19 protein-coding genes are annotated in these 25,501 nt (G+C 56.2%); 14 read left to right on the forward strand and 5 right to left on the reverse strand.

Annotated elements, in window-relative coordinates; genetic code table 11:
- From ACH2EM_RS06815 to ACH2EM_RS06860, 10 genes are all read left to right on the forward strand, one after another.
- The coding region (locus ACH2EM_RS06815) for a Holliday junction DNA helicase RuvB C-terminal domain-containing protein (RefSeq protein ID WP_395151384.1) at positions 1-381 on the forward strand (381 nt) is incomplete at its 5' end.
- A gap of 131 nt (positions 382-512) precedes the next feature.
- The gene (locus ACH2EM_RS06820; protein ID WP_395151385.1) at positions 513-1,379 is read left to right on the forward strand and encodes a class I SAM-dependent methyltransferase; all 867 of its coding nucleotides are present in this window, start codon (positions 513-515) and stop codon (positions 1,377-1,379) included.
- A gap of 46 nt (positions 1,380-1,425) precedes the next feature.
- Complete coding sequence (locus ACH2EM_RS06825; RefSeq protein WP_395151453.1) at positions 1,426-2,268, forward strand: energy-coupling factor transporter ATPase; 843 nt, start codon at positions 1,426-1,428, stop codon at positions 2,266-2,268.
- Positions 2,269-2,387: 119 nt separating this feature from the next.
- The gene (locus ACH2EM_RS06830; protein ID WP_395151386.1) at positions 2,388-3,272 is read left to right on the forward strand and encodes an energy-coupling factor transporter ATPase; all 885 of its coding nucleotides are present in this window, start codon (positions 2,388-2,390) and stop codon (positions 3,270-3,272) included.
- Positions 3,266-4,084 carry an energy-coupling factor transporter transmembrane component T family protein gene (locus tag ACH2EM_RS06835; RefSeq protein WP_395151387.1) on the forward strand — a complete coding sequence of 273 codons (819 nt, stop codon included), beginning with the start codon at positions 3,266-3,268 and terminating at the stop codon, positions 4,082-4,084. The genes ACH2EM_RS06830 and ACH2EM_RS06835 overlap by 7 nt, the downstream gene beginning before the upstream one ends.
- Positions 4,085-4,837, forward strand: coding sequence for a tRNA pseudouridine(38-40) synthase TruA (gene truA / locus ACH2EM_RS06840; RefSeq protein ID WP_395151388.1), 753 nt, complete (start codon positions 4,085-4,087; stop codon positions 4,835-4,837).
- Positions 4,838-4,875: 38 nt separating this feature from the next.
- Positions 4,876-6,081 (forward strand): DUF5711 family protein, encoded by a 1,206-nt coding sequence (locus ACH2EM_RS06845; protein WP_395151389.1) that lies wholly within the window; start codon positions 4,876-4,878, stop codon positions 6,079-6,081.
- 23 nt (positions 6,082-6,104) lie between these two features.
- On the forward strand, positions 6,105-6,788 hold the full coding sequence (locus tag ACH2EM_RS06850) for a hypothetical protein (RefSeq protein ID WP_395151390.1): 684 nt from the start codon (positions 6,105-6,107) through the stop codon (positions 6,786-6,788).
- 57 nt (positions 6,789-6,845) lie between these two features.
- On the forward strand, positions 6,846-9,134 hold the full coding sequence (locus tag ACH2EM_RS06855; RefSeq protein ID WP_395151391.1) for an AAA family ATPase: 2,289 nt from the start codon (positions 6,846-6,848) through the stop codon (positions 9,132-9,134).
- 665 nt (positions 9,135-9,799) lie between these two features.
- Complete coding sequence (locus ACH2EM_RS06860; protein ID WP_395151392.1) at positions 9,800-12,379, forward strand: NYN domain-containing protein; 2,580 nt, start codon at positions 9,800-9,802, stop codon at positions 12,377-12,379.
- A 68-nt stretch (positions 12,380-12,447) separates the two neighbouring features.
- Here ACH2EM_RS06860 and ACH2EM_RS06865 read toward each other — a convergent pair whose 3' ends face one another.
- Positions 12,448-15,063 (reverse strand): cation-translocating P-type ATPase, encoded by a 2,616-nt coding sequence (locus tag ACH2EM_RS06865; RefSeq protein WP_395151393.1) that lies wholly within the window; start codon positions 15,061-15,063, stop codon positions 12,448-12,450.
- 264 nt (positions 15,064-15,327) lie between these two features.
- Between ACH2EM_RS06865 and ACH2EM_RS06870 the strand changes: the two genes are divergently transcribed.
- The 4 genes from ACH2EM_RS06870 (at position 15,328) to glmM (ending at position 20,051) form a co-directional block, all read left to right on the forward strand.
- Positions 15,328-16,254, forward strand: a complete 927-nt coding sequence (locus ACH2EM_RS06870; protein WP_395151394.1) for an AEC family transporter — start codon at positions 15,328-15,330, stop codon at positions 16,252-16,254.
- A gap of 56 nt (positions 16,255-16,310) precedes the next feature.
- Positions 16,311-17,693, forward strand: coding sequence for an MATE family efflux transporter (locus tag ACH2EM_RS06875; RefSeq protein WP_395151395.1), 1,383 nt, complete (start codon positions 16,311-16,313; stop codon positions 17,691-17,693).
- A 328-nt stretch (positions 17,694-18,021) separates the two neighbouring features.
- Positions 18,022-18,693 (forward strand): UDP-N-acetylglucosamine pyrophosphorylase, encoded by a 672-nt coding sequence (locus tag ACH2EM_RS06880; protein WP_395151396.1) that lies wholly within the window; start codon positions 18,022-18,024, stop codon positions 18,691-18,693.
- A gap of 14 nt (positions 18,694-18,707) precedes the next feature.
- Positions 18,708-20,051 carry a phosphoglucosamine mutase gene (gene glmM, locus ACH2EM_RS06885; RefSeq protein WP_395151397.1) on the forward strand — a complete coding sequence of 448 codons (1,344 nt, stop codon included), beginning with the start codon at positions 18,708-18,710 and terminating at the stop codon, positions 20,049-20,051.
- Positions 20,052-20,261: 210 nt separating this feature from the next.
- Here glmM and ACH2EM_RS06890 read toward each other — a convergent pair whose 3' ends face one another.
- From ACH2EM_RS06890 to ACH2EM_RS06905, 4 genes are all read right to left on the reverse strand, one after another.
- Positions 20,262-20,639 (reverse strand): YbaN family protein, encoded by a 378-nt coding sequence (locus ACH2EM_RS06890; RefSeq protein ID WP_395151398.1) that lies wholly within the window; start codon positions 20,637-20,639, stop codon positions 20,262-20,264.
- Positions 20,640-20,700: 61 nt separating this feature from the next.
- Positions 20,701-22,359, reverse strand: coding sequence for a thiol reductant ABC exporter subunit CydC (cydC, locus tag ACH2EM_RS06895; RefSeq protein ID WP_395151399.1), 1,659 nt, complete (start codon positions 22,357-22,359; stop codon positions 20,701-20,703).
- A complete protein-coding gene (locus ACH2EM_RS06900) occupies positions 22,356-24,092 on the reverse strand; it encodes an ABC transporter ATP-binding protein/permease (RefSeq protein WP_395151454.1) in 1,737 nt (578 codons plus the stop codon). Before ACH2EM_RS06900 ends, cydC begins: the two co-directional genes overlap by 4 nt.
- A 219-nt stretch (positions 24,093-24,311) precedes the next feature.
- Complete coding sequence (locus ACH2EM_RS06905; RefSeq protein ID WP_395151400.1) at positions 24,312-25,181, reverse strand: YitT family protein; 870 nt, start codon at positions 25,179-25,181, stop codon at positions 24,312-24,314.
- Between the last annotated feature and the right edge of the window lie 320 nt (positions 25,182-25,501).

Below are 25,501 nucleotides of genomic sequence, written 5' to 3' on the forward strand. Positions count from 1 at the left end.
CGTGTAGCCAACCGGCTGCTCAAGCGGGTGCGGGATTTTGCTGCGGTGCTGGCGGACGGCACCATTGACCAGGAAACAGCCCGGCTGGCCCTCAAGCGAATGGACATTGACGAGCTGGGCCTGGATGAGATGGACCGGAGTATGCTGCGGGCCATCATCGAGCTATACAGCGGCGGCCCGGTGGGACTGGAAACCCTGGCGGCTGCGCTGGGCGAGGAATCCATTACGCTGGAAGATGTGTGTGAGCCTTATCTGATGCAGATGGGCTTTTTGACCCGAACCCCCCGGGGCCGCTGTGCCACCCGCCTGGCCTGGACCCATCTGGGGCTGGAGCTGCCCCGTGAACTGGATAGCGGTCAGCAGAGTATGTTTGGGGGCTGATGGGCATGATTGCCCACTTGTTTTGGAGAAGCCAGAAACAAACAAAAAAATTTCATAAAATTTTGCTATTCTAAGTCAGGCTGGCGGCCAACAAGAACCGCAGCCAACTGGAACAGAAAGGGAGAATGACTATGCGTCCTGCCAATGGCTGGCACGATTACGAACTGATTGACGCAACCTGCGGCAACCGTCTGGAGCGGTGGGGCAACACCCTGCTGGTGCGCCCGGACCCCCAGGTGGTATGGAAGAACCCTCAAACCAGCCCTCTGTGGGCCAAGGCAGATGCGGTATACCACCGTTCTGAGCGGGGCGGTGGACAGTGGGAATACCGCCGCCGCCTGCCGGAAAAGTGGAACATCGGTTTTGATGACCTGACCCTGGTGGTAAGCCCCACCGGCTTTAAGCACACCGGCGTATTTCCCGAACAGGCGGGGAACTGGGCATGGTATAAGGAAAAAATTCAGGCAGCAGGCCGCCCCATCCGTGTGCTGAATCTGTTTGGCTACACCGGCGGTGCCACCCTGGCCTGTGCAGCGGCAGGGGCCAGCGTCTGCCATGTGGATGCCTCCAAGGGCATTGTGGCCTGGGCCAGAGAGAATGCGCAGGCCAGCAACCTGGCTCAAAAGCCTATCCGCTGGATTGTGGATGACTGCGCCAAGTTTGTAAGCCGGGAAATCCGCCGCGGCAGCAAGTACGATGCCATTATTATGGACCCGCCCAGCTATGGCCGTGGCCCCGGCGGCGAGGTGTGGAAGCTGGAAGATAATATCTATGATTTGATTGACCTGTGCGCAGGGGTGCTCAGTGAGCAGCCCTTGTTTGTGGCAGTCAACAGCTACACCACCGGCCTTTCCCCGGCGGTTATGGAGTACATTTTAAAAACCACCCTGTGCGGTAAGTACGGCGGCAGCACCAGCTGCGACGAAATCGGTCTGCCGGTGAGCAGCACCGGCGGTGTGGTGCCTTGCGGCGCCACTGCCATCTGGCAGCAGGATTGAAAACAGGCCACTGTGGGCTTTGTGAGGGAGAATACCCATGAATGAAATGATTCAAGCAAACCATGTACAGTTCCGTTACGACCCCGAAACACCCTGGGCGGTGGATGATGCCAGCCTGTGTGTAAAAAAAGGGGAGTTCGTGGCGGTGCTGGGGGCCAATGGCTGTGGCAAGTCCACCCTGGCCAAACATTTCAATGCACTCCTTTTGCCTCAAAAGGGCACGGTACTGGTGGAGCAGATGGACACCGCCAACGAGGAAACTGTCTACGACATCCGCCAGAAGGTGGGCATGGTGCTGCAAAATCCCGACAACCAGATTGTTGCCACTGTGGTGGAGGAGGATGTGGCCTTTGCCCTGGAAAATCTGGGAGTGCCACCCCAGGAGATTCGCCAGCGCATTGACGAAGCCATGAAGATGACCGGAATTTATGCCTACCGGGATAAAGCCCCCCACAAGCTGAGCGGCGGCCAAAAACAGCGGGTGGCCATTGCCGGCGTGGTGGCCATGAGGCCGGATTGCCTGGTGCTGGATGAAGCAACCGCTATGCTGGACCCCCGAGGCCGGGAGCAGGTGATGGAGACCATCCACCGGCTGAACCGGGAGTTTGGCATTACCGTGGTGGCCATTACCCATTATATGGAGGAGGCTGCCCAGGCCGACCGGGTACTGGTAATGAGCCAGGGCCGGGTTGTGATGGAAGGCACCCCCAAAGAGGTGTTCAGCAAAACCCAGCAGGTGCGCAGCCTGCGGCTGGATGTGCCCCAGGCCGCCGAACTGCGGGATGAGCTGGTGAAGGCCGGTCTGCCATTGCCGGAGGGCATTATTACCGAGGAGGAATGTGCCCAGGCCATCTGCCAGCTGCTGTGCGGTACTGCCGACAGCCGCTAAGGCATTGGGCCTTATTTTACCCACAGGGGCATGGCTGCCCTCAAAACATGAAAGTGCCATTTGGCGTGCCAAAGGCGCATTTCCGGCCGTTATGGCCTTGATACAAAGGATGTGAAACCATGGCAGCGATCATAGAGACCCGTCATCTGACCCATATATACAACCAGGGTATGCCGGATGCAACCACAGCACTGGATGATGTGAGCCTTTCCATCGAGGAAGGGGAATTTGTGGGGATTATTGGTGCCACAGGCAGTGGCAAAAGTACCCTCATCAATCATTTTAACGGCATTCTGAAACCCTCCAGCGGCCAGGTGCTGGTGAACGGCCAGGACATCTGGGCTAAGGGTCAGGACATTCGGGCCTTCCGCTTTATGGTGGGCCTGGTGTTCCAGTACCCGGAGTACCAGTTGTTTGAAGAAACCATTTATAAAGATATTGCCTTTGGCCCCAAAAACATGGGTCTGGATGAAGAGGAAATCCACCGCAGGGTGCTGCGGGCTGCGGCCTTTACCGGCTTGACCCAGGAGCAGCTGGAGCGCAACCCCTTTGAGCTGAGCGGCGGCCAAAAGCGCCGGGTGGCCATTGCCGGTGTGCTGGCTATGGAGCCCCGCATTCTGGTGCTGGACGAACCGGCTGCCGGGCTGGACCCGGAAGGCAGAGACATGATTTTGTCCCAGATAAAGCAGTTCCATCGGGAAACCGGCACCACGGTGCTGCTGGTGAGCCACTCCATGGAGGATATTGCAAAATACGCCGACCGTGTGGTGGTAATGAGCCAGAAAAAAATGGCCATGTACGACCGGGTGGATAAGGTGTTTGCTCGTGCCGATGAACTTTTGGAGCTGGGGCTTTCGGTGCCGCAGGTTACCAAAATCTTTTTGAAGCTGCGCCACATGGGGCTGGATCTGCCCCAGGATGTATACACCGTGCCCTACGCCGTAAAAACCATTCTGGAAGCAAAGGCTCGGCTGGAGCAGAGCGGAAAGGAGCCGTTATGCTGAAAGATATTACCATTGGCCAGCATTTTCCGGGCGACTCCATTGTGCACCGCACGGACCCCCGGCTTAAAATCATGTTAGTGGCAGCCTACATTGTGCTGCTGTTTACCCTTAACAATTTTGTGGGGTTGTTCCTGAGCATTTTAGTGCTGGCCTGGCTGTACGGTATGTCCAAAATTCCCCTCAAAGTGGTGGGCAAAAGCATTAAGCCCATTGTGCCGATTCTGGTGTTTACCGCCATTTTAAACCTGTTTTTTATGGGGGGCAGTGGAGAGCCTTGGGTGAAACTTGGCTTTTTGGAAATCTACCGGGAAGGCGTGTTTTATGCAATCTTCATGTGTGTGCGTATTTTGGCATTGATTGCGGGCACAAGCCTTTTAACCTACACCACCAGCCCCATTGTGCTTACCGATGCCATTGAACGGCTGCTCAAGCCCTTTGCGAAGCTGGGAATGCCGGTGCATGAACTGGCTATGATGATGACCATTGCCCTGCGGTTTATTCCCACCCTTATTGAAGAAACCGACAAAATCATGAACGCCCAAAAGGCCCGTGGCGCCATGCTGGACAGCGGCAGCTTAAAGGAGCGCATCAAGGCCATGGCACCCATTTTGATTCCGCTGTTCATCTCGGCCTTTCGCCGGGCTGATGAACTGGCCATGGCGATGGAATGCCGCTGCTATCGGGGCGGTGATGGACGCACCCGGCTGAAGGTGCTGAAGTTTGGCCGCCACGACTGGCTGGTGCTGGGTTTTTGCCTGGTTGCCTTTGGTCTTGTGTGGGCCACCCGTTTTGTGGTGCCGGGGGTGCTATAAGTGAACATTTTGCTGGATTTAAGCTTTGATGGCACCGATTACTGCGGTTTTCAGGTGCAAAAGAATGGCCGTTCGGTCTGCCAAACCCTTCAGGATGCCATGGAGCAGCTGTTGGGCCACCGGCCGGATGTGAAAGGGTGCTCCCGTACTGATGCGGGGGTACACGCCCTGCACTATGCCCTGAATTTTCACAGTGACACCCGCATTCCTCTGGAAAAACTGCCCCTGGCCCTGAACCAGAAGCTGCCCGCCAGCATTCGGGTGAACCAGGCCAAGCAGGTGCCCCAGGAATTCCATGCCCGGTATGCGGCACACGCAAAAACCTATCATTACTATATCTGGAACAGCGCCATTGACAGCCCCTTTGATGCAGGTTACCACTACCGGCTGCCCGGCCTGCTGGACGAAGATGCCATGCAGGCGGCAGCCCAAAAGTTTGTGGGCACCCACGATTTTACCAGCCTGTGTTCCGCAGGCTGCGAGGTGGCCCAACGGGGCAACACGGTGCGAACCATTACCCAGTGCACGGTGAGCCGCCAGGGCCAGCGGGTGTGCATCAGCGTAACGGCGGACGGCTACCTCTACAACATGGTGCGCATTTTGGCAGGTACGCTGGTACTTGCAGGCCAGCATAAGCTGGAACCGGAGCAGGTAACAGAGATTTTGCAGGCCAAAGACCGGAGCAAAGCCGGGCCCACGCTGCCGGCCCAGGGGTTGTTTTTGGCCCAAATTGACTACCCGGAGCAGCCTTGAATCGGCACAAATTCCATAAAGAAAGGCGGGAACACTTGTTGCCCAACCAACCATCCAAAAGCGGGAAGGTGACCCGCATTACCGAACTGCGAGCCCGTCGGAGGGCCCGCTATGTTCGCACCGGCCTGCTGATTGCGGCAGCCCTGGTGCTGCTGGTGCTGTATGCCATGGGGGCCTACGGCAAGCCCATGGCCCTGCTGGGAGACCTGCTGGAATCTGCCAGCATCAGCTTGCAGCCGGGCGCTGGATTTCCCACCAAAACCGGAATTTCAGACCCTTTGCAGATTGAGAGCCTGGCAGGCGGATTTGTGGAGCTTGGCTCCTCCGATGTGGTTGTTGTTTCGTCGGCTGGCAACCAGCTGCGCACCATCGCCCATACATACGCCCGGCCTGCCATTACTGCGGGCAATACCCGGTTTGCACTGTACAGCCGTTCCGGGTATGACCTGCGAGTGGAAAGCCGCACCCGTACCCTATATACCCATGTGTTTTCTCAGCCTATTTTGCTGGCAGAGATGAGCAGCGGCGGCAGTCTGGCTGTGGTTACGGATTCCAACCGATATTTGGCGGAATTGACGGTATACAACATCGCTTTTGAGCCGGTTTACACCTGGTACCCCACCGAAAAGGAGGGAACGCCCAGCAGAGTGGCCTTTGCCGCCGATGGAAAGCGGATGGCAGTGGCCTGCTTAAAAAGCGAGGAAGGCAGCCTTTCCACCAACATCCATTTGCTGGACACCCGCAAAAATGAGATAGAGGTCTCTATTCCTGTGGTGGGCAGTGCTGCCTTGCAGCTGCGTTGGCTGGATAGCCGGTCGCTGCTGGTGATTTTTCAGAACAAAGCCGCCGTATACGATATGAATACGGGGGAGGAAACCGCAGTGTACAGCTATGGAGGCGACCAGCTGGCCAGTGCTTCGGTGAGTGGCCAGAACACCGCCTTGCTGCTGGGCCCGGATCTGGATAAGCTCTCTGCCCGGCTGGTGATTCTGGATGCCAAGATGCAGGAAAAAGCGGTGCAGACGGTTGCAGCTCCCAACACGGGTGTGGTATGCACCCGCTCCGGGGCATATGTATTGAAAAGCCGCTCGGTGATGGCATACAACCTGGCCGGAGAGCAGCTTTGGGAGATGGAGCTGGATACCCAGCCCCTGGCAGTGCTGGACACCCAAAAGCTGTTGGTGTTTGAAAGCGGCTGGGTACGGCAGCTGAAAAAACCTGGTACCCAGGCAGAGGCTGACTGAAACAGAAAAAGAGGGATACCATAATGACGATTGCATTGATTTTTGACCTGATACTGCTGGTGGTGCTGGTGGTGGTAGCCAACAGCTATGCCCGCAAGGGCCTGGTGGCAGGGGTTGTGCAGTTTGTGGGCAGCCTGGCCAGCCTGGCAGGTGCCGTACTGCTCAGCCATCAGGTTTCACCTATGGTGTTTGAGCAATTTTTTGAATCTGGCTTCACCAAAACCATTGAAAGTGCCCTGGCCAGCGGCAGCCAGCTGAGCCTGGACCAGACGGTGGAAAAATACGCAGGCTTTTTGCCGGATGCCCTAAAGCAGAATATTATTGCTTCGGCACAGGAGTTGTTCACCACTGGTGCGCCGGAACTGGCTACCCAGCTGGTGGAACAGGTGATTGCGCCGCTGGTGACCCCCATCATTGCAGTGGTAGTGTTTTTCGTGGCGTTTGCCTTGTGCAAATTCCTGGTGGGGCTGCTGGTGGCTGTGCTCACCAACTTCAACCGTATTCCGCTGGTGGGCAGCTTTAACAAGCTGCTGGGGTTTGCAATGGGCCTTTGTGCCGGTGTGCTGGATTTGTATCTGATTTTGTGCGGGGTGTGGGCCATTATCCTGATTACCGGCGGCTCGCTGGAATGGCTGAACGATGCGACGCTTTCCCACAGTATAGCTTATCAGTTGTTTGGCCAGTTCAACCCCTTTTATCGAATTTAAACCATCCACGCAGGCCCGGCGGCAAACCATGCGGCAGGGCCGGAAAGGAACAAAAATATGCTTTGTGTACGGTGTAAAAAGCGCACGGCCATTGTGTTTGTGCAGCGCATGGAAAATGGCCAGCCAAAACAGGAGGGTTATTGCCTGACCTGTGCCCGGGAACTGGGCATTAAGCCGGTGGACGACTTGATGAAGCAGTTCGGGGTAACAGACAATGATTTGGAAAGCATGGAAGAACGGATGAACAGCTTTATGGAAGAAGCTGGCGAAAACGGTATGCCCATGTTTCCCTTTGGGCCCATGGGGATGGGCATGAACCAGGAGGATGGCGAGGACGCTGGCGACAGCGAGGATGGCTTTATGCCCGGCGGCAGTGCCACCATGCCCTTTGGCTTTGGGGGAGATGCCCAGAAGAAAGAGGAAAAGAAGGAAGGCAAAAAGCATAAGTTCAAGTTCCTGGATAAATACTGCGAAAACCTCACCGCCAAGGCCAAGGCCGGCAAGCTGGACGACATCATTGGCCGTGAGCAGGAGATTTACCGCACCATTCAGATTCTGGCCCGCCGCCAGAAAAACAACCCCTGCCTGATTGGCGAGGCCGGTGTGGGCAAAACCGCCATTGCAGAGGGCATTGCCCAGCGCATTGCACGGGATGAGGTTCCCGCCTGCCTCAAAGGTAAGCAGCTGTATCTGTTGGACCTTACCAGCCTGGTGGCTGGCACCCAGTTCCGTGGTCAGTTTGAGCAGCGGGTGAAGGGCCTGATCAGCGAAGTAAAAGCCGCAGGCAATGTGATTTTGTTTATTGACGAGATTCACAGCATCACCGGCGCTGGCGACAGCGAGGGTGCCATGAATGCGGGCAACATCCTGAAGCCCGCCCTCAGCCGCGGCGAGATTCAGGTAATTGGCGCAACCACCTTTGCAGAGTACCGCAAATATATCGAAAAGGACCAGGCACTGGAACGCCGGTTCCAGCCGGTCAAGGTGGGCGAACCCAGCCTGGCGGATGCCATTCAGGTGCTGACCGGCATTAAAAAATACTACGAAAAGCACCACGGTGTTCAGGTGCCCCAGCCCATTGTGAGTGCAGCGGTGAACCTGAGCGAGCGGTATATCTCTGACCGGTTTTTGCCGGATAAGGCCATCGACCTGCTGGACGAAGCCTGTGCCTGCTGCAACCTGCGCCACCCCGAAATCAGCGATCTGACCGCCGCCCGCAAAAAGCTGGAGGAGCTGGAAGCTGAGGAACTGGCCCAGGAGCAAACCCAGGATGGCCCAGACTACGAGCGTCTGGCCCAGGTTAAAACAGAACTGGCCCGTCTGCGGGAGGAGATTCCCACCCTGGAGGAAAAAACCAAGGACATCCAGGTAGAGCTGGAGGATGTGGCAAAGGTCATTGAGCTGTGGACCGGCATTCCTGCGGTAAAAATCAAGCAGAGCGAATTTGCAAAGCTCATGAGCTTGCAGGAAAACCTCAAGCAGCACATCATTGGCCAGGACCAGGCAGTAGAGGCTGTAACCCGTGCCATGAAGCGGGCAAGAGCGGATTTGTCCGGCAAGCGCCGGCCTGCCAGCTTTATCTTTGTGGGCCCCACCGGCGTGGGCAAAACCGAACTGGTCAAGCAGCTGGCCCAGCAGCTGTTTGATACCGTGGATCCCCTCATTCGCATTGATATGAGCGAATATATGGAAAAGCACGCCGTGAGCCGCCTGATTGGTGCACCTCCGGGCTATGTGGGCCACGATGAGGCAGGCCAGCTGACCGAGCAGGTACGCCGCCGGCCTTACAGTGTGGTTTTGTTTGACGAAATCGAAAAGGCTCACCCCGATGTGCTGAACATCCTGCTGCAAATTTTGGATGAAGGCCGCATTACCGACAGCCAGGGCCGGACCGTTAACTTTGAGAATACCGTCATCTGCATGACCAGCAATGCTGGCAGCACCGAAAAAACCGCCGAAACCGGCTTTAACAAAACCGTTGCCCAGATGAATGAAAACAAGGTGATGAAGGCTTTGGGCGATTTTCTGCGGCCGGAATTTTTGGGCCGTGTGGATGAAATTGTGGTGTTCAAGCCCCTGGAGAAGGACAGCTTGTGCCGCATTGCCGGCCTGATGCTGGAAGAATACCGCCAGCCCCTGAAGGACAAGGGTGTGGAACTGCACTACACCCCGGATGTGCTGGAAGCACTGGTGGAAGCCAGCGGCGGCAGCACCTTTGGCGCACGAGACCTGCGCCGCACCATTCGAAAGCAGGTGGAGGACCCCATGGCCGAGCGGTTTGTGGAGGGCTTGCTGGGTACCGCTGTAAACCTGACGGTACAGGACGGCAAGGTGGTAGTGGAATAAATTTGTCTGCCACCGAAACCAACAAATTTTGCCCCCTTTCTTTGTTATACTAACAGCAAAGGAAGGGGGCACCCCATGACGATTCTATTGGTGCTGCTGCTTAGCGCATCGCTGGCTTCGGCTCTGATTTGCTATGCAGGCATTCTGGTTTCCTCTCAGCAGGAAGAACAGGATAAACGGCCCTAAACCACAAGGGCTGTTTTGCGGCAAAAGGCCGATGAAAGCTTTGCTTGAAGAATATTGCCGGATGTAAATTTATAAGGAAATGGGCGGAGATGCACGGGAGTGTATCCCTACCCTAATACACTTTTTTAGAGGGCTTGATTTTGCGCCAACCGTGCGCAAAATCAAGCCCTTTTAGTTAGCAAAGGCGCAAAGAAATTAGCAAAGACGCAAAAAGAAAGGATTTAAAACGCCTGTGAGCACCCAGCATAAAGCAATGAGGGATATAAAGCCAATAAAGCGTTGAGGCTTTGGGAGCACAAGCGGCCCAACGGCATTTATGCCGCTGCCCAGCACTCTGCCTTGCAGCCGCAACCAAGTTACCCAGCTGTCAAAACTGCAAACCGGTCACTATGCACCAACAGGAGAATGGCTCGACTGCAATGGCCTATTATGGTATACTGAATAGAATTTACTTGATAGGGGAGAGCAGGTGTTTGGTTATGGAGCAGCAGGCCAAGGGAGACAAACGCATTTCGGTGGGGCTTTTGGCCCATGTAGATGCAGGCAAAACAACCCTGACGGAAGGGCTTTTGTACTGTGCGGGAACCATTAAAACCCTGGGACGGGTGGATCACCAAAATGCCTTTTTGGATACCGACTCCATGGAACGGGAACGGGGTATTACCATTTTTACCAAACAGGCAGTGATGCAGCGGCCCGGCGTGGAGATTACCCTGCTGGACACCCCTGGCCATGTGGATTTTTCCGGCGAGATGGAGCGCACGCTCCAGGTGCTGGATTATGCAGTGCTGGTGATTAGTGGAACGGACGGCGTGCAGAGCCATACCCGTACCGTTTGGAAACTGCTGGAACGCCATGGGGTGCCGGTGATTTTGTTTGTAAACAAGATGGATTTGCCGGCGGCGGACCAGGGCAGAGTGTTGGCGCAGCTGCGCAGCCAGCTTTCGGAACAGTGCTTTCCGCTGCTGGCCCCTCAGCAGGAGTGGGCGGAACAGCTGGCCGTGGAGAGCGAACAGGCCATGGAAGAATATCTGGAGCAGGGTGCCATCAGCCAGGAGACCTTAAAGGAGATGATGGCCCGGCGGCAGGCCTTTGCCTGCCTGTTTGGCTCCGCCCTCAAGCTGGAAGGGGTCAAGGAGCTGTTGAATACGCTGGAAACCCTCACCTGCTGCAAGGCGTGGCCCGGTGAATTTGGAGCCAGAGTATATAAAATTGGCCGGGACAGCCAGGGTGCACGGCTCACCTACCTGAAAATCACAGGGGGCTGCCTTTCGGTCAAGGAACTGGTGCAAACCGGCGACCAGCCGGACCAGCGGGAAAAGGTGGATCAGATACGGCTGTATTCCGCCGAAAAATTTCAGCTGCTGCGCCAGGCCCCGGCAGGTACAGTCTGCGCAGTAACCGGCCTGCAAAACACCTGGGCAGGCCAGGGGCTGGGCATAGAGCCTTCCGGGGCAGAAGCAGTGCTGGCACCGGTGCAAAGCTGCCGACTGCTGCTGCCCCAGGGCAGCGATGTGCACCAGGTGCTGCGCCAGCTGGCCCCCTTGCAGGAGGAAGAACCCCAGCTGCATCTGGTTTGGAATGAACAGCTGGGGGAAATCTGCCTTCAGATGATGGGCGAGGTGCAGCTGGATGTACTGAAGCAAAAAATCTTTCAGCGGTTTGGTTTGGCGGTGGGGTTTGCTCCCGGCAACATCCTGTACAAAGAAACCATTGCCGCCCCGGTGGAAGGGGTGGGCCACTTTGAACCACTGCGCCATTACGCCGAGGTCCATCTGCTGCTGGAACCCGGCCCGGCGGGCTCCGGCCTGCAATGGGAGAGCGTTTGCTCCCAGGACGAGCTGGCCGGCAACTGGCAGCGGCTGATACTTAGCCATCTGGCAGAAAAGGAGCACCGGGGCGTACTGACCGCAAGCCCCCTGACCGATGTGAAAATTACCCTTTTGTGCGGCCGTGCCCACGAAAAGCACACCGAAGGAGGGGATTTTCGCCAGGCCACCTACCGGGCGGTACGGCAAGGCCTGATGAAGGCGGAAAGCGTGCTGCTGGAGCCCTGGTACGAATTCCGGCTGGAGCTGCCTGTCCCCTCGGTGGGGCGGGCCATGGCGGACCTTCAGCGGATGGGGGCAGAGTTTGCCCCGCCGGAACAAAGCCAGGACAGGGCAGTTCTGACCGGATTTGCCCCGGTAAGCGAGATGCGGGGGTATGGTCTGGAATTAACCGGGTACACCCGTGGCGAGGGTCAGCTTTCCTGCATCCCTGCCGGGTATCGGCCCTGCCACAACACCCAGCAGGTGCTGGAGCAGGTGGGCTACGACCCGGAACGGGATGTGCAGGACCCGGCGGACTCGGTCTTTTGTGCCCATGGGGCAGGTTACACCGTACCCTGGAACCAGGTGGACAAGGCTGCCCATCTGCCAATGGATACCTGGCGCAAAAAGCCAGAGCCGGAACCAGCACCCCGTGCACCCATGCAGCGGCTGCCCGGCAGCCGTCCCGGCTCGCTGGAGGAAGATAAGGAGCTGGAAGCGCTCTTTGCCCGCACCTATGGGGCACCCAAAGGGCCTCAGCTGTTCCGGCCGGTAAGCCAAAAACCCCAGGAATACCAGTACCAGGAAGCCGGGCCGGAGTATCTGCTGGTGGATGGCTACAACCTGCTGTTTGCCTGGGATGAGCTTAAAGAAATGGCGGCAGCAAGCCTGGAAGCGGCCCGCCAGGCACTGGCAGACATCCTGTGCAATTACCAGGGCTTCCGCCGGTGCCAGGTAATTTTGGTATTTGATGCCTACAAGGTGAAGCACGGCACAGGCCATGTGGAGCGTTACCATAACATCCACATTGTGTATACCAAAGAGGCGGAAACCGCAGATATGTACATTGAAAAAGCCACCTACCAGCTGGCCGACCGGCGGCGGGTGCGGGTGGTCACCTCCGATGCAGCGGAGCAGCTGATTATTCTGGGACATGGTGCCCTGCGGATATCGGCCAGAGCCTTTCGGGAGGAAGTGGAACACACCAATGGTCAGATCCGCCAGCTGCTGAACCAGCACAACCGATAGAATGCAAGCAAGGCAGAAGCACCTGTAAAAGGGTGCTTCTGCCTTGTGGCTTTGTAAAAAGAATTTGGTTAGTGCTGGGTACGGCGCAGCACCCATTTTACCACTTCTGTAATGGGAATCATCAAAAGGGAAAGCCCCAGCGAGAAGCCGTATTCACGCAGGGTAATGGCATCAAACCCAAAGGCCGCTGCGGCCCAGGGCAAAAACAGCACGCCCCAGGTAAGCAGCAGACTGCCCGCCATGGCAGCCCATAGGTACAGATTGCTGCTGTGCAGATGCAAAATACTGCCCCGCTGGCTGCGCATATTAAAGCTATGAAAAATTTCTGCCATGCTCATGGTCAAAAAGGCCATGGAGGTGCCAATGCCGTTTTGTGCCACCTGCCAGTACCCGGTGTCCAGCCGTACACCCAAAAAGTAGGCAAACAGGGTGAGTGCAGTGACCAAAAGACCCTGCCACGAAACATCAAATGCCAGCCCGTGGGCAAAAATTCCCTCTCTGGGGTTTCGGGGCTGCCGTTCCATCAGGCCCGGTTCTGCCTGTTCCATGCCCAAAGCCAGGGCAGGGAAGCAGTCGGTAATCAGGTTAATCCACAGCAGGTGCACCGGCCGCAGCAGGGTAATGCCCATAAGAGTAGCGGCAAAGATGCTGATTACCTCGCTCATATTGGAGGCCAGCAGGAATTGAATGGATTTGCGGATGTTGTCGTAAATGCGGCGACCTTCCTCCACAGCGCACACAATGGTGGCAAAGTTATCATCTGCCAACACCATATCTGCCACATTTTTAGTAACATCAGTGCCGGTAATGCCCATGCCAATGCCAATGTGGGCGGTTTTCAGGCTGGGGGCGTCGTTTACGCCATCGCCGGTCATGGCGGTAACACAGCCCCGGGATTTCCAGGCTTCCACAATGCGCACCTTGTGCTGGGGCTGAACCCGTGCATAGACCGAATAGCGGTGTACCTGCTGGGTCAGTTCTTCCTGGCTCATCCGGTCCAGCTGGGCACCGGTCACCACCTGGCTTCCGGCAGGCAGAATGCCCAGCTCCCGGCCGATGGCGGCGGCGGTATCCGGGTGGTCACCGGTAATCATAACCGGGCGGATGCCGGCGGCTTTGCACTGCCGGATGGCAGGGGCCGCCTGAGGGCGTACCGGATCCATCAGACCCACCAGACCAACAAAGACCATCTGCTGCTCGGCGTTCTGGCTGGAGAGGGGATGGGGCAGACTGGGCCAGCTGCGGCGGGCAGCTGCCAGCACCCGCAGAGCCTGGCTGGCCATCTGGTGATTTTGGGCCAGAATCTGCTGGCGCACAGCAGGGGTCAGGGGCTCCACAGTGCCGTCATGGAGCCAGTGGGTGCACCGTTCCAGCAGTACATCCGGCGCACCCTTGGTGCATTGCAGGATGCTGCCCCCACTGCGGTGGAAGGTGGACATACATTTGCGCTGGCTGTCAAAAGGCAGCTCTCCCACACGGGGGCTGGCCCCTTGCAGGCTGGCCTTGGGGTGGCCCAGCTGGGCGGCGTATTCCACCAGGGCCAATTCGGTGGCCTCACCCTGAGGGGTTCCGTCTGCGGCAAACAGTACATCGGTGCAAAGAGCCAAGGTTTGGGCCAGGGGCAGCGTGTCGCCCCAGTGGCGGCGTACCTGCATCTTGTTTTGGGTCAGGGTGCCGGTTTTATCCGAACAGATGACCTGGGCACAGCCCAGCGTTTCCACGGCGGTCAAACGGCGGATAACAGCCCCCTGGCGGCTCATGTTGGTAACGCCCACCGACAGCACAATGGTTACCACCGCTGCCAGACCCTCCGGGATAGCGGCCACGGCCAGGCTTACCGCCACCAAAAAGGTGGAAAGAACGGTTTCCAGCGAGTACTCACCGGCGCGCCACAGCCCAAAGCCAAACAAAAACAGGCAGATTGCCAGCACAACGCCGCTTAGGGTTCTGCTCAAACCGGCCAGTTTTTGCTGCAAGGGTGTTTTGCCCTGGGCGGTATCCGCCAACACCCCGGCGATATGGCCCATCTGGGTGTCCATGCCGGTGGCGGTTACAAGCAGGGTGCCCCGGCCATACCGCACGGTGCTGCCCATGTAAGCCATGCAGGTGCGATCCCCCAGAGGCACGGTGCTGCTTAGTGCCTGGGTGGATTTTTCCGCCGGAACACTCTCTCCCGTAAGGGCAGATTCTTCGATTTTAAGGCTGACAGCTTCCAGCAGGCGGCCGTCTGCCGGTACCGCATCCCCGGCGGTTAACAGAACAATGTCGCCTGGTACCAGCTGGCTGCTGGGCAGGTGCAGCAGCTGGCCGCCCCGGCGCAGGGTGCTTTGGGCTGCAGTAAGCTGCTGAAGGGCCTGGATGGCCTGTTCCGCCTTGTTTTCTTGCACCACCCCCAGCAGGGCGTTAATGACGACCACGGCCAAAATAATCAGGCCGTCCCAGATGCTTTCGCCTGCACACAAAGAGGTAAGGCCGGAAACAGCAGCGGCGGCCAGCAGCACCACAATCATGGGGTCGGCCATCTGCTGCAAAAACCGTTGAAACAGCGACTCCCGTTCGGCTTCACGGAGCTTGTTTGGCCCGTATTGGTTCAGCCGCTGGGCGGCCTGGGCTGCGGTGAGTCCCTGGGTGCTGGACCCCAGAGCGGACAGGGCCTGCCCGGGGCTTTGTTGGTACACTTCCATGATAGTTCTCCTTTCGCGTAGTCCTTGTAGCCCATTAGTACGCAGTGGGGCGGCAGGATATGCACCTGGCGCAGGGAGGCAAGAAAGTTTGCCCGGAGATTGCCGGAATTTGTTGCTTTTCAGCGGTGCAGTGCTGTGGTATAATGACCAAAGTTCAAAAAATCATCCCACAGCATAGCAAACAAGCGGTGCGCCGGCCATTGTATTGGAAGGCGAGAAAAAACAGATGCAGGCAGTGGCTGCCTGGGAGAGGAGAAAACCATTATGTGGGAGACCTTGCAAAGCAGTTTGGTGTATCTGCTGGTGCTGGCCCTTGGATATGGGGCCAAGCGTGCCGGGCTGTTCAAGAAGGAGTCTGCGGGGTTTTTGTCCGTGCTGATTATGGACATCACCCTGCCCTGTGCAATTTTGAATACCATCGGGGGCAGTCCCTTTCATTGGTCGCTGCTGCTTATTACGGCCTGTGCCGTGGCGCTTAACTGCCTGCTGCTGGCGGCGGCGGTGCTGACCAGCGCAAAGCAGCCAGCCGGAGAAAGAATTTTAAGCATTCTCAACAGCAATACCTTCAACAACGGCAATTTTGCCATTCCGTTTTTGTCCGGTATGGTCAGTGCCGAAGGATTTTCTGCCATGTGTATGTACGATATGGGCAGTGCCATCATGACCTTTGGGCCAAACCTGGCCCTGGTACAAAAGGTGCTGGCCCGGCCGGGGTCATCCACCGGGCCGGTGCAGGTGGCAAAACGGCTGCTGACCACCCCCACCTTTGTGGCCTATCTGGTGATGCTGGGCATGAATGCCCTGGGCTGGAACTTGCCGCCCTTGGTGGATGGGGTCGTTTCCATGGGGGCGGCGGCCAACCCCTTTTTGGCCATGCTCTGTGTGGGAATCCTGTTTGAGCTGCGGCTGCCCCGTTCCGGCGGGCGGCTGATTGCACGCTGCCTGGCACTTCGGTATGGGATATGTACCCTGTTTGCCCTGGGGCTGTGGCTGTTTTTGCCCGCAGACCCGCAGGTGGTGCGCACCCTGGTTGTTATGACCTTTGCCCCCATTGCCAGCTGTGCGGTTATGCTTACGGTGGACAGTGGGGGAGATGGCAGCATGGCGGCGGTGCTTAACTCCCTGAGTATGGTTATCAGCATTGCAGTGATGCTGGTTTTGCTGGTGCTGCTGCCCCTGCCGGTGCGCTGAGGGGCAGCATACAGCCAAAATGTGCACTGCAAAAAATACAGGAATGTGAGAGAAACATGAAAAAACAACGAACCATAGAAAATGACCTGGGGCGGGACCCAATCCCCCAGCTGGTGCTGCGCATTGCCCTGCCCAGTATGCTGGCTCAGTTTGTGAGCGTGCTGTACAGCGTAGTGGACCGTATGTACATTGGAAATATTCCTCAGGTGGGCAGCCTGGCACTGGCAGGTGCCGGGGTATGCGGCCCGGTGGTAACCATGATTGGCTCGGTGGCTTTTTTGGTGGGCATTGGCGGCTCACCGCTGCTGAGCATCCGGATGGGACAGAAGGACCAGCAGGGGGCAAAAACCGTGCTGGCCAGCAGCTTTGCCTTGTTAAGCGTGCTCAGCCTGGTACTGATGGTGCTGGCACTGGCCACCCGGGAACAGGCGCTTTTGCTGTTTGGTGCCAGCGAAAGTACCCTGCCGTATGCCATGCGGTATTACACCATCTATCTGCTGGGTACCCCGGCGGCTTTGCTGGCCACCGGCATGAACCAGTTTATCATCTGCCAGGGCTTTGCCAAAAAGGGAATGCAGTCGGTGATGCTGGGGGCAGTGCTCAATATTTTGCTGGACCCAGTGTTTATTTTTGGGTTCAATATGGGGGTGGCCGGTGCGGCGTTGGCCACCATTTTAAGCCAGCTGGGCAGCTGTGTGTTTGCACTGAAATTTTTGTTCAGCAAGGTGCCGCCCGTTCCCATTACCTTTGGAGGGTACAATGGGGCCATTATAGCCAGGATACTGGCCATGGGCTTTACCCCATTTATGATTATTGCCTTTGACAACATGATGATTATTGCCCTGAACGCCCTGCTTCAGCAGTATGGGGGAGCACAGCAGGGGGATTTGCTGGTGGTGGCGGCCACTATTGCCCAAAGCTTTATGCTGGTGGTCACCATGCCGCTGGGCGGCATTACCGGCGGTACCGGCTCCATTTTGGGCTACAATTATGGCGCAGGCAGGCCGGACCGCATCTTGCAGGCGCAAAAGCTGATTTTTGCCTTGGGGATGGTGTACACCGGCATTATGTGGCTGGCAGCACAGCTGATTCCCCACCTGTTTGTGCAGATTTTCAGCCAGGATCCCCAGGTTATGCCTCTGGCAATTAAGGCGATCCGCATCAGTGCATCGGTGATTGTGCCGCTGGCGATCCAGTATGAAGTGGTGGATGGATTTGCCGGCATGGGTATGATGCGCTACTCGCTGCCCCTTTCCTTTTTTAGAAAGCTGGTTTACTTTGTGGCGCTGTTTTTGCTGCCCAGGTTCTTTGGGGCCGAAAGCCTGTTTTATGCCGAGCCAATTTCAGATGTGCTTGGCCCGCTGTTTTCGCTGGTGGTATATCTGCGGTGCATCCGCTGGGTGGTGGGAAAACCCGCCCCCACGGCTGCAAAGGATTAAAGGAAGCTGCCCGGCTGCTGGATGCTTTTGCAAAACCCAGCAAGCCGGGCAGTTGCTGTAAGGCAGGGATATGCCGCTGAACGGCTGAATTTTGCAGACTTTTTGAAGCAAAGAACCAGAACAAACTGGTGGAATTTCGTAAGGAATACCGAATTTGGAGTTTCGTTCTCAAAATTTATCCTTTTAGGTATACAAGGAATGCTGCTTTCGGTATAATTGTAAAATGCAATGGAATAGGATTTGAAAAGGGTAAAGGAGATGGCCCCACAATAGGGCCATTCCAGACCCAAGTCTGCCTGTTCAACAAGGAAAGGAGCATGGATTCCACATGGAAGTATGCCGCACACAAGCGTTGTTTGATTTAAGCCATACCCTGGCAGCCCCCCTGTTGGAGCAGGTGGAATGGCCTTGGCAGGCTTTGGAAACTTTGGGTGACTTTTTAAGCAAGCTGGGCCCCCAGCTGCCCCAGGAAGAATACAAGGAAATTGCACCCCAGGTATGGGTGGCCGACAGTGCTGTTGTTGCGCCCTCGGCCAGTGTGCAGGGCCCCTGCATCATTGGGCCTGGGGCGGAGATTCGCCATTGCGCTTACATCCGGGGCAACGCCCTGGTGGGTGCCGGTGCCGTGGTGGGCAATAGTGTAGAGCTGAAAAACTGCATTTTGTTTGACCAGGCTCAGGTACCCCATTTCAATTATGTGGGAGATTCCATCTTGGGCTATAAGGCACATCTGGGCGCTGGTGCCGTAACCAGCAACCTGAAAAGTGACCGTTCCTTGGTGGTGATTCGTCAGGGCGAGGAGCGTCTGCCCACCGGCCGCAAAAAGCTGGGTGCCCTGGTGGGCGATGAGGCAGAAGTAGGCTGCAACAGTGTTTTGTGCCCCGGCAGTGTGCTGGGCCGCAGCAGCCAGGTGTATCCCACCAGCTGCGTGCGTGGTGTGGTGCCTGCTCATCATATTTATAAAGATGCCCAGCGGGTGGTACCCCGCTGCACGGAATAAGGAGTGTAAACACAATGGGAAGACTGTTTGGAACCGACGGCGTGCGTGGCATTGCCGGTAAGGATATTACTTGTGAACTGGCCATGGCCATTGGCCGTGCCGCTGCTGTGGTGCTGGCCTATGGCCGCCGTCGCCGCCCCCTGGTGGTGGTAGGTAAGGATACCCGCATCTCCAGCGATATGCTGGGCTCTGCACTGGCTGCCGGCCTGTGCTCGGTGGGTGCGGATGTGATTGATTTGGGCGTGGTACCCACCCCTGCTGTGGCCTATCTGGTGGGCCGCTACAAGGCAGATGCAGGCGTGATGATTTCCGCCAGCCACAACCCCTACGAATTCAACGGCATTAAAATCTTCAACGGCGAGGGCTTTAAGCTGCCCGATGAGCTGGAGGAGCAGATTGAGCGGCTGATTGAGGCAGGGGAGTTTATCTATGCCCAGAACGAACAGCTGGGTCAGATTACCCACTGCACCACCGCTGCCCGTGACTACATTGAACACCTGAAAACCACCATTCCCTACTCTCTGGAAGGGCTGAACATTGCAGTGGACTGCGCCAATGGTTCGGCCAGTGTTACCGCCCGCACCCTGTTTGAGGAGCTGGGCGCCAATGCAGTGGTAATGTGCGACCAGCCGGACGGCGTAAACATCAACGAGGGCTGCGGTTCCACCCATCTGGAAAAATTGCAGGAGTATGTGCGCACCCATGGCATGGATGCAGGCGTAGCCTTTGACGGCGACGCAGACCGCTGCCTGTTTGTGGATGAAAAGGGCAATGTGGTGGATGGTGACTTTATCATGGCCGTTTGCGGCCTGGATATGCAGCAGCGGGGCAAGCTGCGCCGCTCCACCATCGTGGGTACTGTGCTCACCAACCTGGGCTTTGTGCAGTTCTGCGAGCGCAACGGCATGAAGTTTGCCGCCACCAAGGTGGGCGACCGCTATGTGCTGGAGGAGATGGAGCTGGAAGGCTATACTCTGGGCGGCGAGCAGAGCGGCCATGTGATTTTCCGTGAATTTGCCACCACCGGCGACGGTCAGCTGACCGCCATTCAGCTGCTGTGCCTGATGAAACGCTGCGGCAAGCCCCTGTCGGAACTGACCAGCGTGATGCAGCGTCTGCCCCAGGTGATGGTGAATGTAAAGGTAAGCGCTGCCGGTAAGCTGGAGTTCTACAACAACGATGCCATCAAGCAGGCCATCCACCAGGCAAAGGAAAAACTGGGCGATACCGGCAGGGTTCTGGTGCGGGTAAGCGGCACCGAGCCTTTGATTCGTGTGATGGCCGAAGGCGAGAGCCTGGAGCAGATTCAGCCCATTGCAGATGAGCTGGCCGCCCTTGTGAAAAAAGAGCTGGCCTAAGGCTTTTTTTAGCATGGCCGCAAGCAGAGCAAAAGGCAGCCATTGATAAATTGCAATGATAAAACCCGTGGCAAAGGCCCCTGTTGGAGGGCGGTTCTGCCACGGGTTTTTGATTGTGTAACAGGAATAGCAGAAGCAAAGCCCCCGGATGAGCCGATTCTCGCTGTGAGAGTGGGCACCATCCAGGGGCTTTTGCATTTAATGGGGAAGTTATTCTTCGCTGTTATCCTCCAGGGTTTTGATGCGGAAAGCAAAGTAGTACAGGTGGAACAGCCAGACCAAAGCCAGTACAATGCGGCCCACAGGAACCTGGTTCATCATAACAAATCCAATGCCCATGGTTAAGGTAACGGTGAGCATGATGTTCCGCTTGGTTTTGCGAGTCATGGCCCGCTGCTCCCGAAAGCTTTTGAAGTTGTTTTGATACAGCTTGGTGCTCAAAAACCAATCATTCAAACGACGGGAACCCTTTGCAAAGAAAAAGCAGGTGCCCAGCAAAAAGGGAGTGGCGGGAAGCAGGGGCAGTGCGGCACCCAGTGCGCTGAGTGCCAGGCAAACCAGGCCCAAGGCAATGTAAAGATATTTCATAACAAATCTCCTCCTTGTAATGGGTCGGGCCAGGTGCCCGCAAATATACTCAGTTCAAGCCTCAGCTCAAGCGGCCGTGTTCCACGCTGTAAGTGGTATCGGCAATGCGCATGGTAGAAGCCCGGTGGCTTACCAGCACCACCGTTTTGCCCGCCCGCTGCTGATGCAGGCTTTTAAGAATGACAGCTTCGTTCAGGCTATCCAGGTTGCTGGTGGGCTCGTCCAGCAGAATGAGGGGTGCATCGTGCAAAAATGCCCGTGCAATGCCCAGTCGCTGCCGCTCGCCGCCGGAAAGTGTGTCGCCCAGTTCACCAACAGGCGTATCATACCCCTTGGGCAGGCTCATGATGAATTCATGCACCGATGCCTTTTTGCAGGCTTCTACCACCTGCTCATGGGAAGCGTCCGGGCGGGCGATTTTTACATTTGCTTCAATGCTGTCGTGAAATAGGTAGGTTTCCTGGGTAACATAGCTTTCCATATCCCGCAGGGCGGTGGTGCGAATGCTGCGTATATTCTGGCCGGAAATTTCCACAGATCCCTGGGAAACATCCCAAAACCGCATAAGCAGTTTCAGCAGGGTAGACTTGCCGCTGCCGCTGCGCCCGGTAATGCCCACAATCTTGTTTTGGGGCAGAGTGAGGCTAATGTCCTTGAGGATGGATTCCTGCTGATAAGCAAAGTTTACCTGGCTGCAGGCGGCACCGGTAAAGGCGGGGGTGCTGCCGGTGGTGTTTTCCTCCACAATGGGGGCTTCGTCCAACACATCCAGCACCCGGTTGCCAGCGGCAAAGGTCTGTTGCAGGGTGCTGCCCAGATTGGCCAGGGCCACCACCGGCCCAAAGGAGCTCATGAGAGCAATCAGGGAAATAAACAGGCCGTCAAAGCCCACGGCACTCTGTTCCAGCAGCAGGCTTGCAAGGGCCAGCATGGTCATGGAGCAAACCAGAATCAGCGCACCGGTGAAGGCGGTGGCGGTACCCAGGGCAGATTTCATCTGTTCCTCTTTTTTCAGCAGCTGTCGGGTCTGCTGGTCCATCTGCTCCATACGGCGGGCGCCTGCATCGTATTGAATCAGTTCGGCCAAGCCCCGCAGGCTATCCAGCACAAAGGAACTGAGAGCACCGGACTGGGTGCGATATTCCAGGCCCCGGCTGCCGCCGGTTTTGGCAGCTGCCACCGGCACAACAACGCCCACCAGGGCAAAAGAGATGGCCGCCCACAGCCCCAGAATCCAATGATACTGGCCGATGAACAGGGTCATGATAACCGACATAATGGCCGCAATGGCAATGGGGGAGATGGTGTGGGCATAAAAGACTTCCAGCAGCTCGATATCCGAGGTGATGACGGAAATCAAATCGCCTTTGTCCCGCCCTTCCAGCTTGGCGGGAGCCAGCCGGCGCAGTGCACCAAAGACTTTATCTCGAATTAAGGCCAGCAGCTTAAAGGCAATAAAGTGGTTGCAGGCTTGCTCGGCATAGCGAAGCAGACCACGGGCCACAGCAAACAGGCCCATGCAGGTAAACAGGGTGGCCAAGGTAGGGGTGGGGCCAAGGGCCAGCACCCGAATCATGGCAAAGCCTGCAAAAATTGTGATGAACTGAGCACATAAAAAGCCTGCCACACCCATGGCGATGGCGGTAATCATAAAGCCCAGCAGGGGGGTTACAAGGCCAATCAGCCGGCCCATGATAACCAGGTCAGAGCGTTTTTTCATGCCAAATCCTCCGGAGAGATACTGTATTGTTCCAAAGCTTGCTGGTTGTTCCACAAAGCCTGGTAAACGGGGCACTGCTCCAGCAGCTGGCTGTGGGTGCCTTTGCCCACAATGCGGCCCTTTTGCAGGGTGTAAATGCACTGGGCCTGGGTCACATTGGCCAGCCGGTGGGAAATCAGCAGAACCGCTTTATGCTTTGCCAGCTGGTGCACCAATTCCATGATGCGGTTTTCGCTTTCCACATCAATGTTGGAGGTAGCCTCGTCAAAGATGTAAATGGGGCTGTCGTGCAGCAGGGCACGGGCCAATGCCAGCCTCTGGCACTGACCGCCAGAAAGGTTGGCGGCCTTTTCGGTCAAAGGAGTTTCCAGGCCCTGCTGGCTGCGCAGAAAATCGGCCAGTTTTACCTGTTCCAGCACCTGCCAAAGCTGTTGGTCGGTGGCTTGCGGTGCAGCCATGCGCAGATTTTCGGCCACAGTGCCCTTAAATAGCCGGGCGGCAAAGCCCACGGTGGTGATGTTTTTCATCAGGCTGGCGCTGTTCAGCTGGGTAAGCTCCTGCCCGCCAATGGTAATACTGCCGGTGTAGCCCTCCAGCCGGCCTGCCAGCAAGCTGGCAATGGTGGATTTTCCGCAGCCGGATTCGCCCACCAAGGCCACCAAGCCCTGCTGGGGCAGTTCCAAATCCACCTTGTGGAGAATCTGGCGGTTTTCTTCGTAGCCAAATTCCACCTGATGCAGAACCACCGGGCAGTGAGCCGGGTCAATTTGTGCAGTGCGAACTTCCGGTTCCGGCAGGTCCAGCAGATGGAACATTTTTTCGGTGGCTGCCATGCCGTTCATGGCAATGTGGAAGAAGGAGCCCAGCAGACGCATGGGCAGAAAGAAATCCGCCGAAAGCATTACAATGGCAAAACAGCCAAACAGGTTGATACGGCCGGCAGCGAACTGCTGGGCAGCCACTACCATGCCAAGGGCTGCACCGCCATAGGCCACCAGGTCCATGATGGTAATGGAGTTAAGCTGCATGGTGAGCACCTTCATGGTAATGCGGCGGAAATGCTCGGCATCCCGGTTCATCTCCTGGTGCTTGAGGGCATCGCTCTGGTAGATTTTGAGGGTGGTCAGACCCTGGAGATTTTCCAGGAAGTGGTCGCCCAGGGCGGTGTATTGGCCCCAGTAGCGGCTCAAAAGTTTTTTGGCAAAGGTTTGTACTGCTGCAATGGAAATGGGAATCAGCGGCACGCACACCAAAAGCACCAAAGCTGCTCGCATACTGATGGGCGCCAGCACCGCAAATAGAGTGATGGGTGCCAGCATACTGTAAAAGAATTGAGGCAAATAGGAGCCAAAGTAGGTTTCCAGCTGTTCCACACCCTCTACCGTGACCTGTACTACCTGCGAGGTGGAAATCTGGCTGGAATAGCCAGGGCCAAGACGGAGCAGTTTTTCAAAAATGGTGCGGCGCAAAACCTGTTTTACATTTTGCGAAGCCAGGTAACTGCACCGGGTAGCCTGCTTGGCACAGAAAAAGCGTATAACAATCATGGCGGCAGCAATGGCCAATACCAGCGGCAGGTTGGCAGGTTCTCCTGCTGCCAGCTTGGTGAGGTAGTCTGCTACTGTTAAAATCAGCAGGATGTTGGCCAGCAAAGCAGCCCACTGAAATGCCACATTCCGGCCGATGTGCCGTTTGGATTCGCTGACCATACCAATCAGCCGTTTGTTAATCATCAAGGGGTGAATCCTCCTTATCTCATTTTTCAAGTTAGCTTGTGCTAACAAAGTCATTTATTTCTACCACATCGGTAGGTAAATGTCAAGATTCACAAAAAATTTTTGAAATATTTTGAAGAATTGACGAGGAATCGAAATGTAAAATAGAGAAAAAACAAAACAGCAGGCAGCTTTGGTCGGTTGGCCAGAGCTGCCTGCTGTGGAATGATACAAAAATTATTGGTAACTTTTTTTCAGAGTGAAGCCTCGGCCATGGACCTGGCTCACCGAGTCGATGATAATAAAAGCGTCGGGATCAGCTTGCTGCACCAGCTGGTTCAGCTTTGCCAGCTCCCGGTTGGTGGTGATGGTAAGAATTACATCGGTTTCTTCCTTAGCATAGCCGGTTTGGGCGTGCAGCAGGGTGCAGCCACGGTCCAACATCTGAAGGATAATGGAACGAATCTGTTCGCTTTGTTTGCTGATAATCTTAACCTGAACACGGGACTTCCCCACAAGAACCATCCGGTCCAGCACGGTGGTGTAAAGCAGCACCAGCAGAATGCCATACAGAATTTGCTCCCGATTGCGTGCAAAGGACATCTGCACCACCAAAATCAAAAAATCCAGCCCATACATACCCACCGAAACAGGTACTCCCCAAAACTTATTGGCAATGATGGGGGGGATATCCATGCCGCCGCTGGAAGCACCGGCACCGATGATTAAGCCAATGCCCACGCCAACCATTACGCCGGCGCAGATGGTGGCCAGCATAGGGTCCTTCGTCATGGAATCAATTCCTGGAATGCAGCCAAACAAATGCAGAAAAATAGGGTAACAAAAGGTGGATAGCGCTGTGTTAAAAGCAAACCAGCGGCCCATAATCAGCGCACCCAGGCAGAACATGATAATGTTGGATACCAGCACAAAAGAGGAAACCGGAATGCCCCAGAAATGCTGGCCGATGAGAGCCAGACCGGTGGTGCCGCCGCTGATAAGGCCGCAGGGCAGAATGAACATTACCACTGCCAGGGAATAAATAGCATTGCCTGCAATTACTAGCCCTATGGTGCGCAATTTCTGGCTGTCTGCAAGGTGTTTCATAAGAAAGAGCCGCCTTTCTTGCCTCCGCCCGCCCTAAGGGCCGATGGCTCTCGTTTTGCCCACAAGAGAAAAACAGTAGCCGTGGCGAGGCATTTTTTAAAAGTGTACAAATAAAAGTATACACAAAAGGGCGGGGTTTTGGCAAGTTGCCAGAAAAACTTTAGAATTCTGACCATATAGACCAACTAAATAATGTAAAGCCTTTGTGGGATTGTGCAATTTTTTGCAAAAGATAGGCGCTGTGTTTTTTGAGATGAGAACACAGCGCCACAATAATTTGGGAATATTCAGGATGATTTTTTAGCAGGTGTATTTAATTA

It is taken from the genome of uncultured Allofournierella sp. (genome assembly GCA_944382705.1).
Taxonomy (GTDB): Bacteria; Bacillota; Clostridia; order Oscillospirales; family Ruminococcaceae; genus Allofournierella.

Bases quoted from the DNA above. Each gene is read 5' to 3' on its own strand.
- ACH2EM_RS06820 (WP_395151385.1), top strand. From the start codon at position 513: ATGCGTCCTGCCAATGGCTGGCACGATTACGAACTGATTGACGCAACC.
- ACH2EM_RS06825 (WP_395151453.1), top strand. From the start codon at position 1,426: ATGATTCAAGCAAACCATGTACAGTTCCGTTACGACCCCGAAACACCC.
- ACH2EM_RS06830 (WP_395151386.1), top strand. From the start codon at position 2,388: ATGGCAGCGATCATAGAGACCCGTCATCTGACCCATATATACAACCAG.
- ACH2EM_RS06835 (WP_395151387.1), top strand. From the start codon at position 3,266: ATGCTGAAAGATATTACCATTGGCCAGCATTTTCCGGGCGACTCCATT.
- ACH2EM_RS06850 (WP_395151390.1), top strand. From the start codon at position 6,105: ATGACGATTGCATTGATTTTTGACCTGATACTGCTGGTGGTGCTGGTG.
- ACH2EM_RS06855 (WP_395151391.1), top strand. From the start codon at position 6,846: ATGCTTTGTGTACGGTGTAAAAAGCGCACGGCCATTGTGTTTGTGCAG.
- ACH2EM_RS06860 (WP_395151392.1), top strand. From the start codon at position 9,800: ATGGAGCAGCAGGCCAAGGGAGACAAACGCATTTCGGTGGGGCTTTTG.
- ACH2EM_RS06865 (WP_395151393.1), bottom strand. From the start codon at position 15,063: ATGGAAGTGTACCAACAAAGCCCCGGGCAGGCCCTGTCCGCTCTGGGG.
- ACH2EM_RS06870 (WP_395151394.1), top strand. From the start codon at position 15,328: ATGTGGGAGACCTTGCAAAGCAGTTTGGTGTATCTGCTGGTGCTGGCC.
- ACH2EM_RS06875 (WP_395151395.1), top strand. From the start codon at position 16,311: ATGAAAAAACAACGAACCATAGAAAATGACCTGGGGCGGGACCCAATC.
- ACH2EM_RS06880 (WP_395151396.1), top strand. From the start codon at position 18,022: ATGGAAGTATGCCGCACACAAGCGTTGTTTGATTTAAGCCATACCCTG.
- glmM (WP_395151397.1), top strand. From the start codon at position 18,708: ATGGGAAGACTGTTTGGAACCGACGGCGTGCGTGGCATTGCCGGTAAG.
- ACH2EM_RS06890 (WP_395151398.1), bottom strand. From the start codon at position 20,639: ATGAAATATCTTTACATTGCCTTGGGCCTGGTTTGCCTGGCACTCAGC.
- cydC (WP_395151399.1), bottom strand. From the start codon at position 22,359: ATGAAAAAACGCTCTGACCTGGTTATCATGGGCCGGCTGATTGGCCTT.
- ACH2EM_RS06900 (WP_395151454.1), bottom strand. From the start codon at position 24,092: ATGATTAACAAACGGCTGATTGGTATGGTCAGCGAATCCAAACGGCAC.
- ACH2EM_RS06905 (WP_395151400.1), bottom strand. From the start codon at position 25,181: ATGAAACACCTTGCAGACAGCCAGAAATTGCGCACCATAGGGCTAGTA.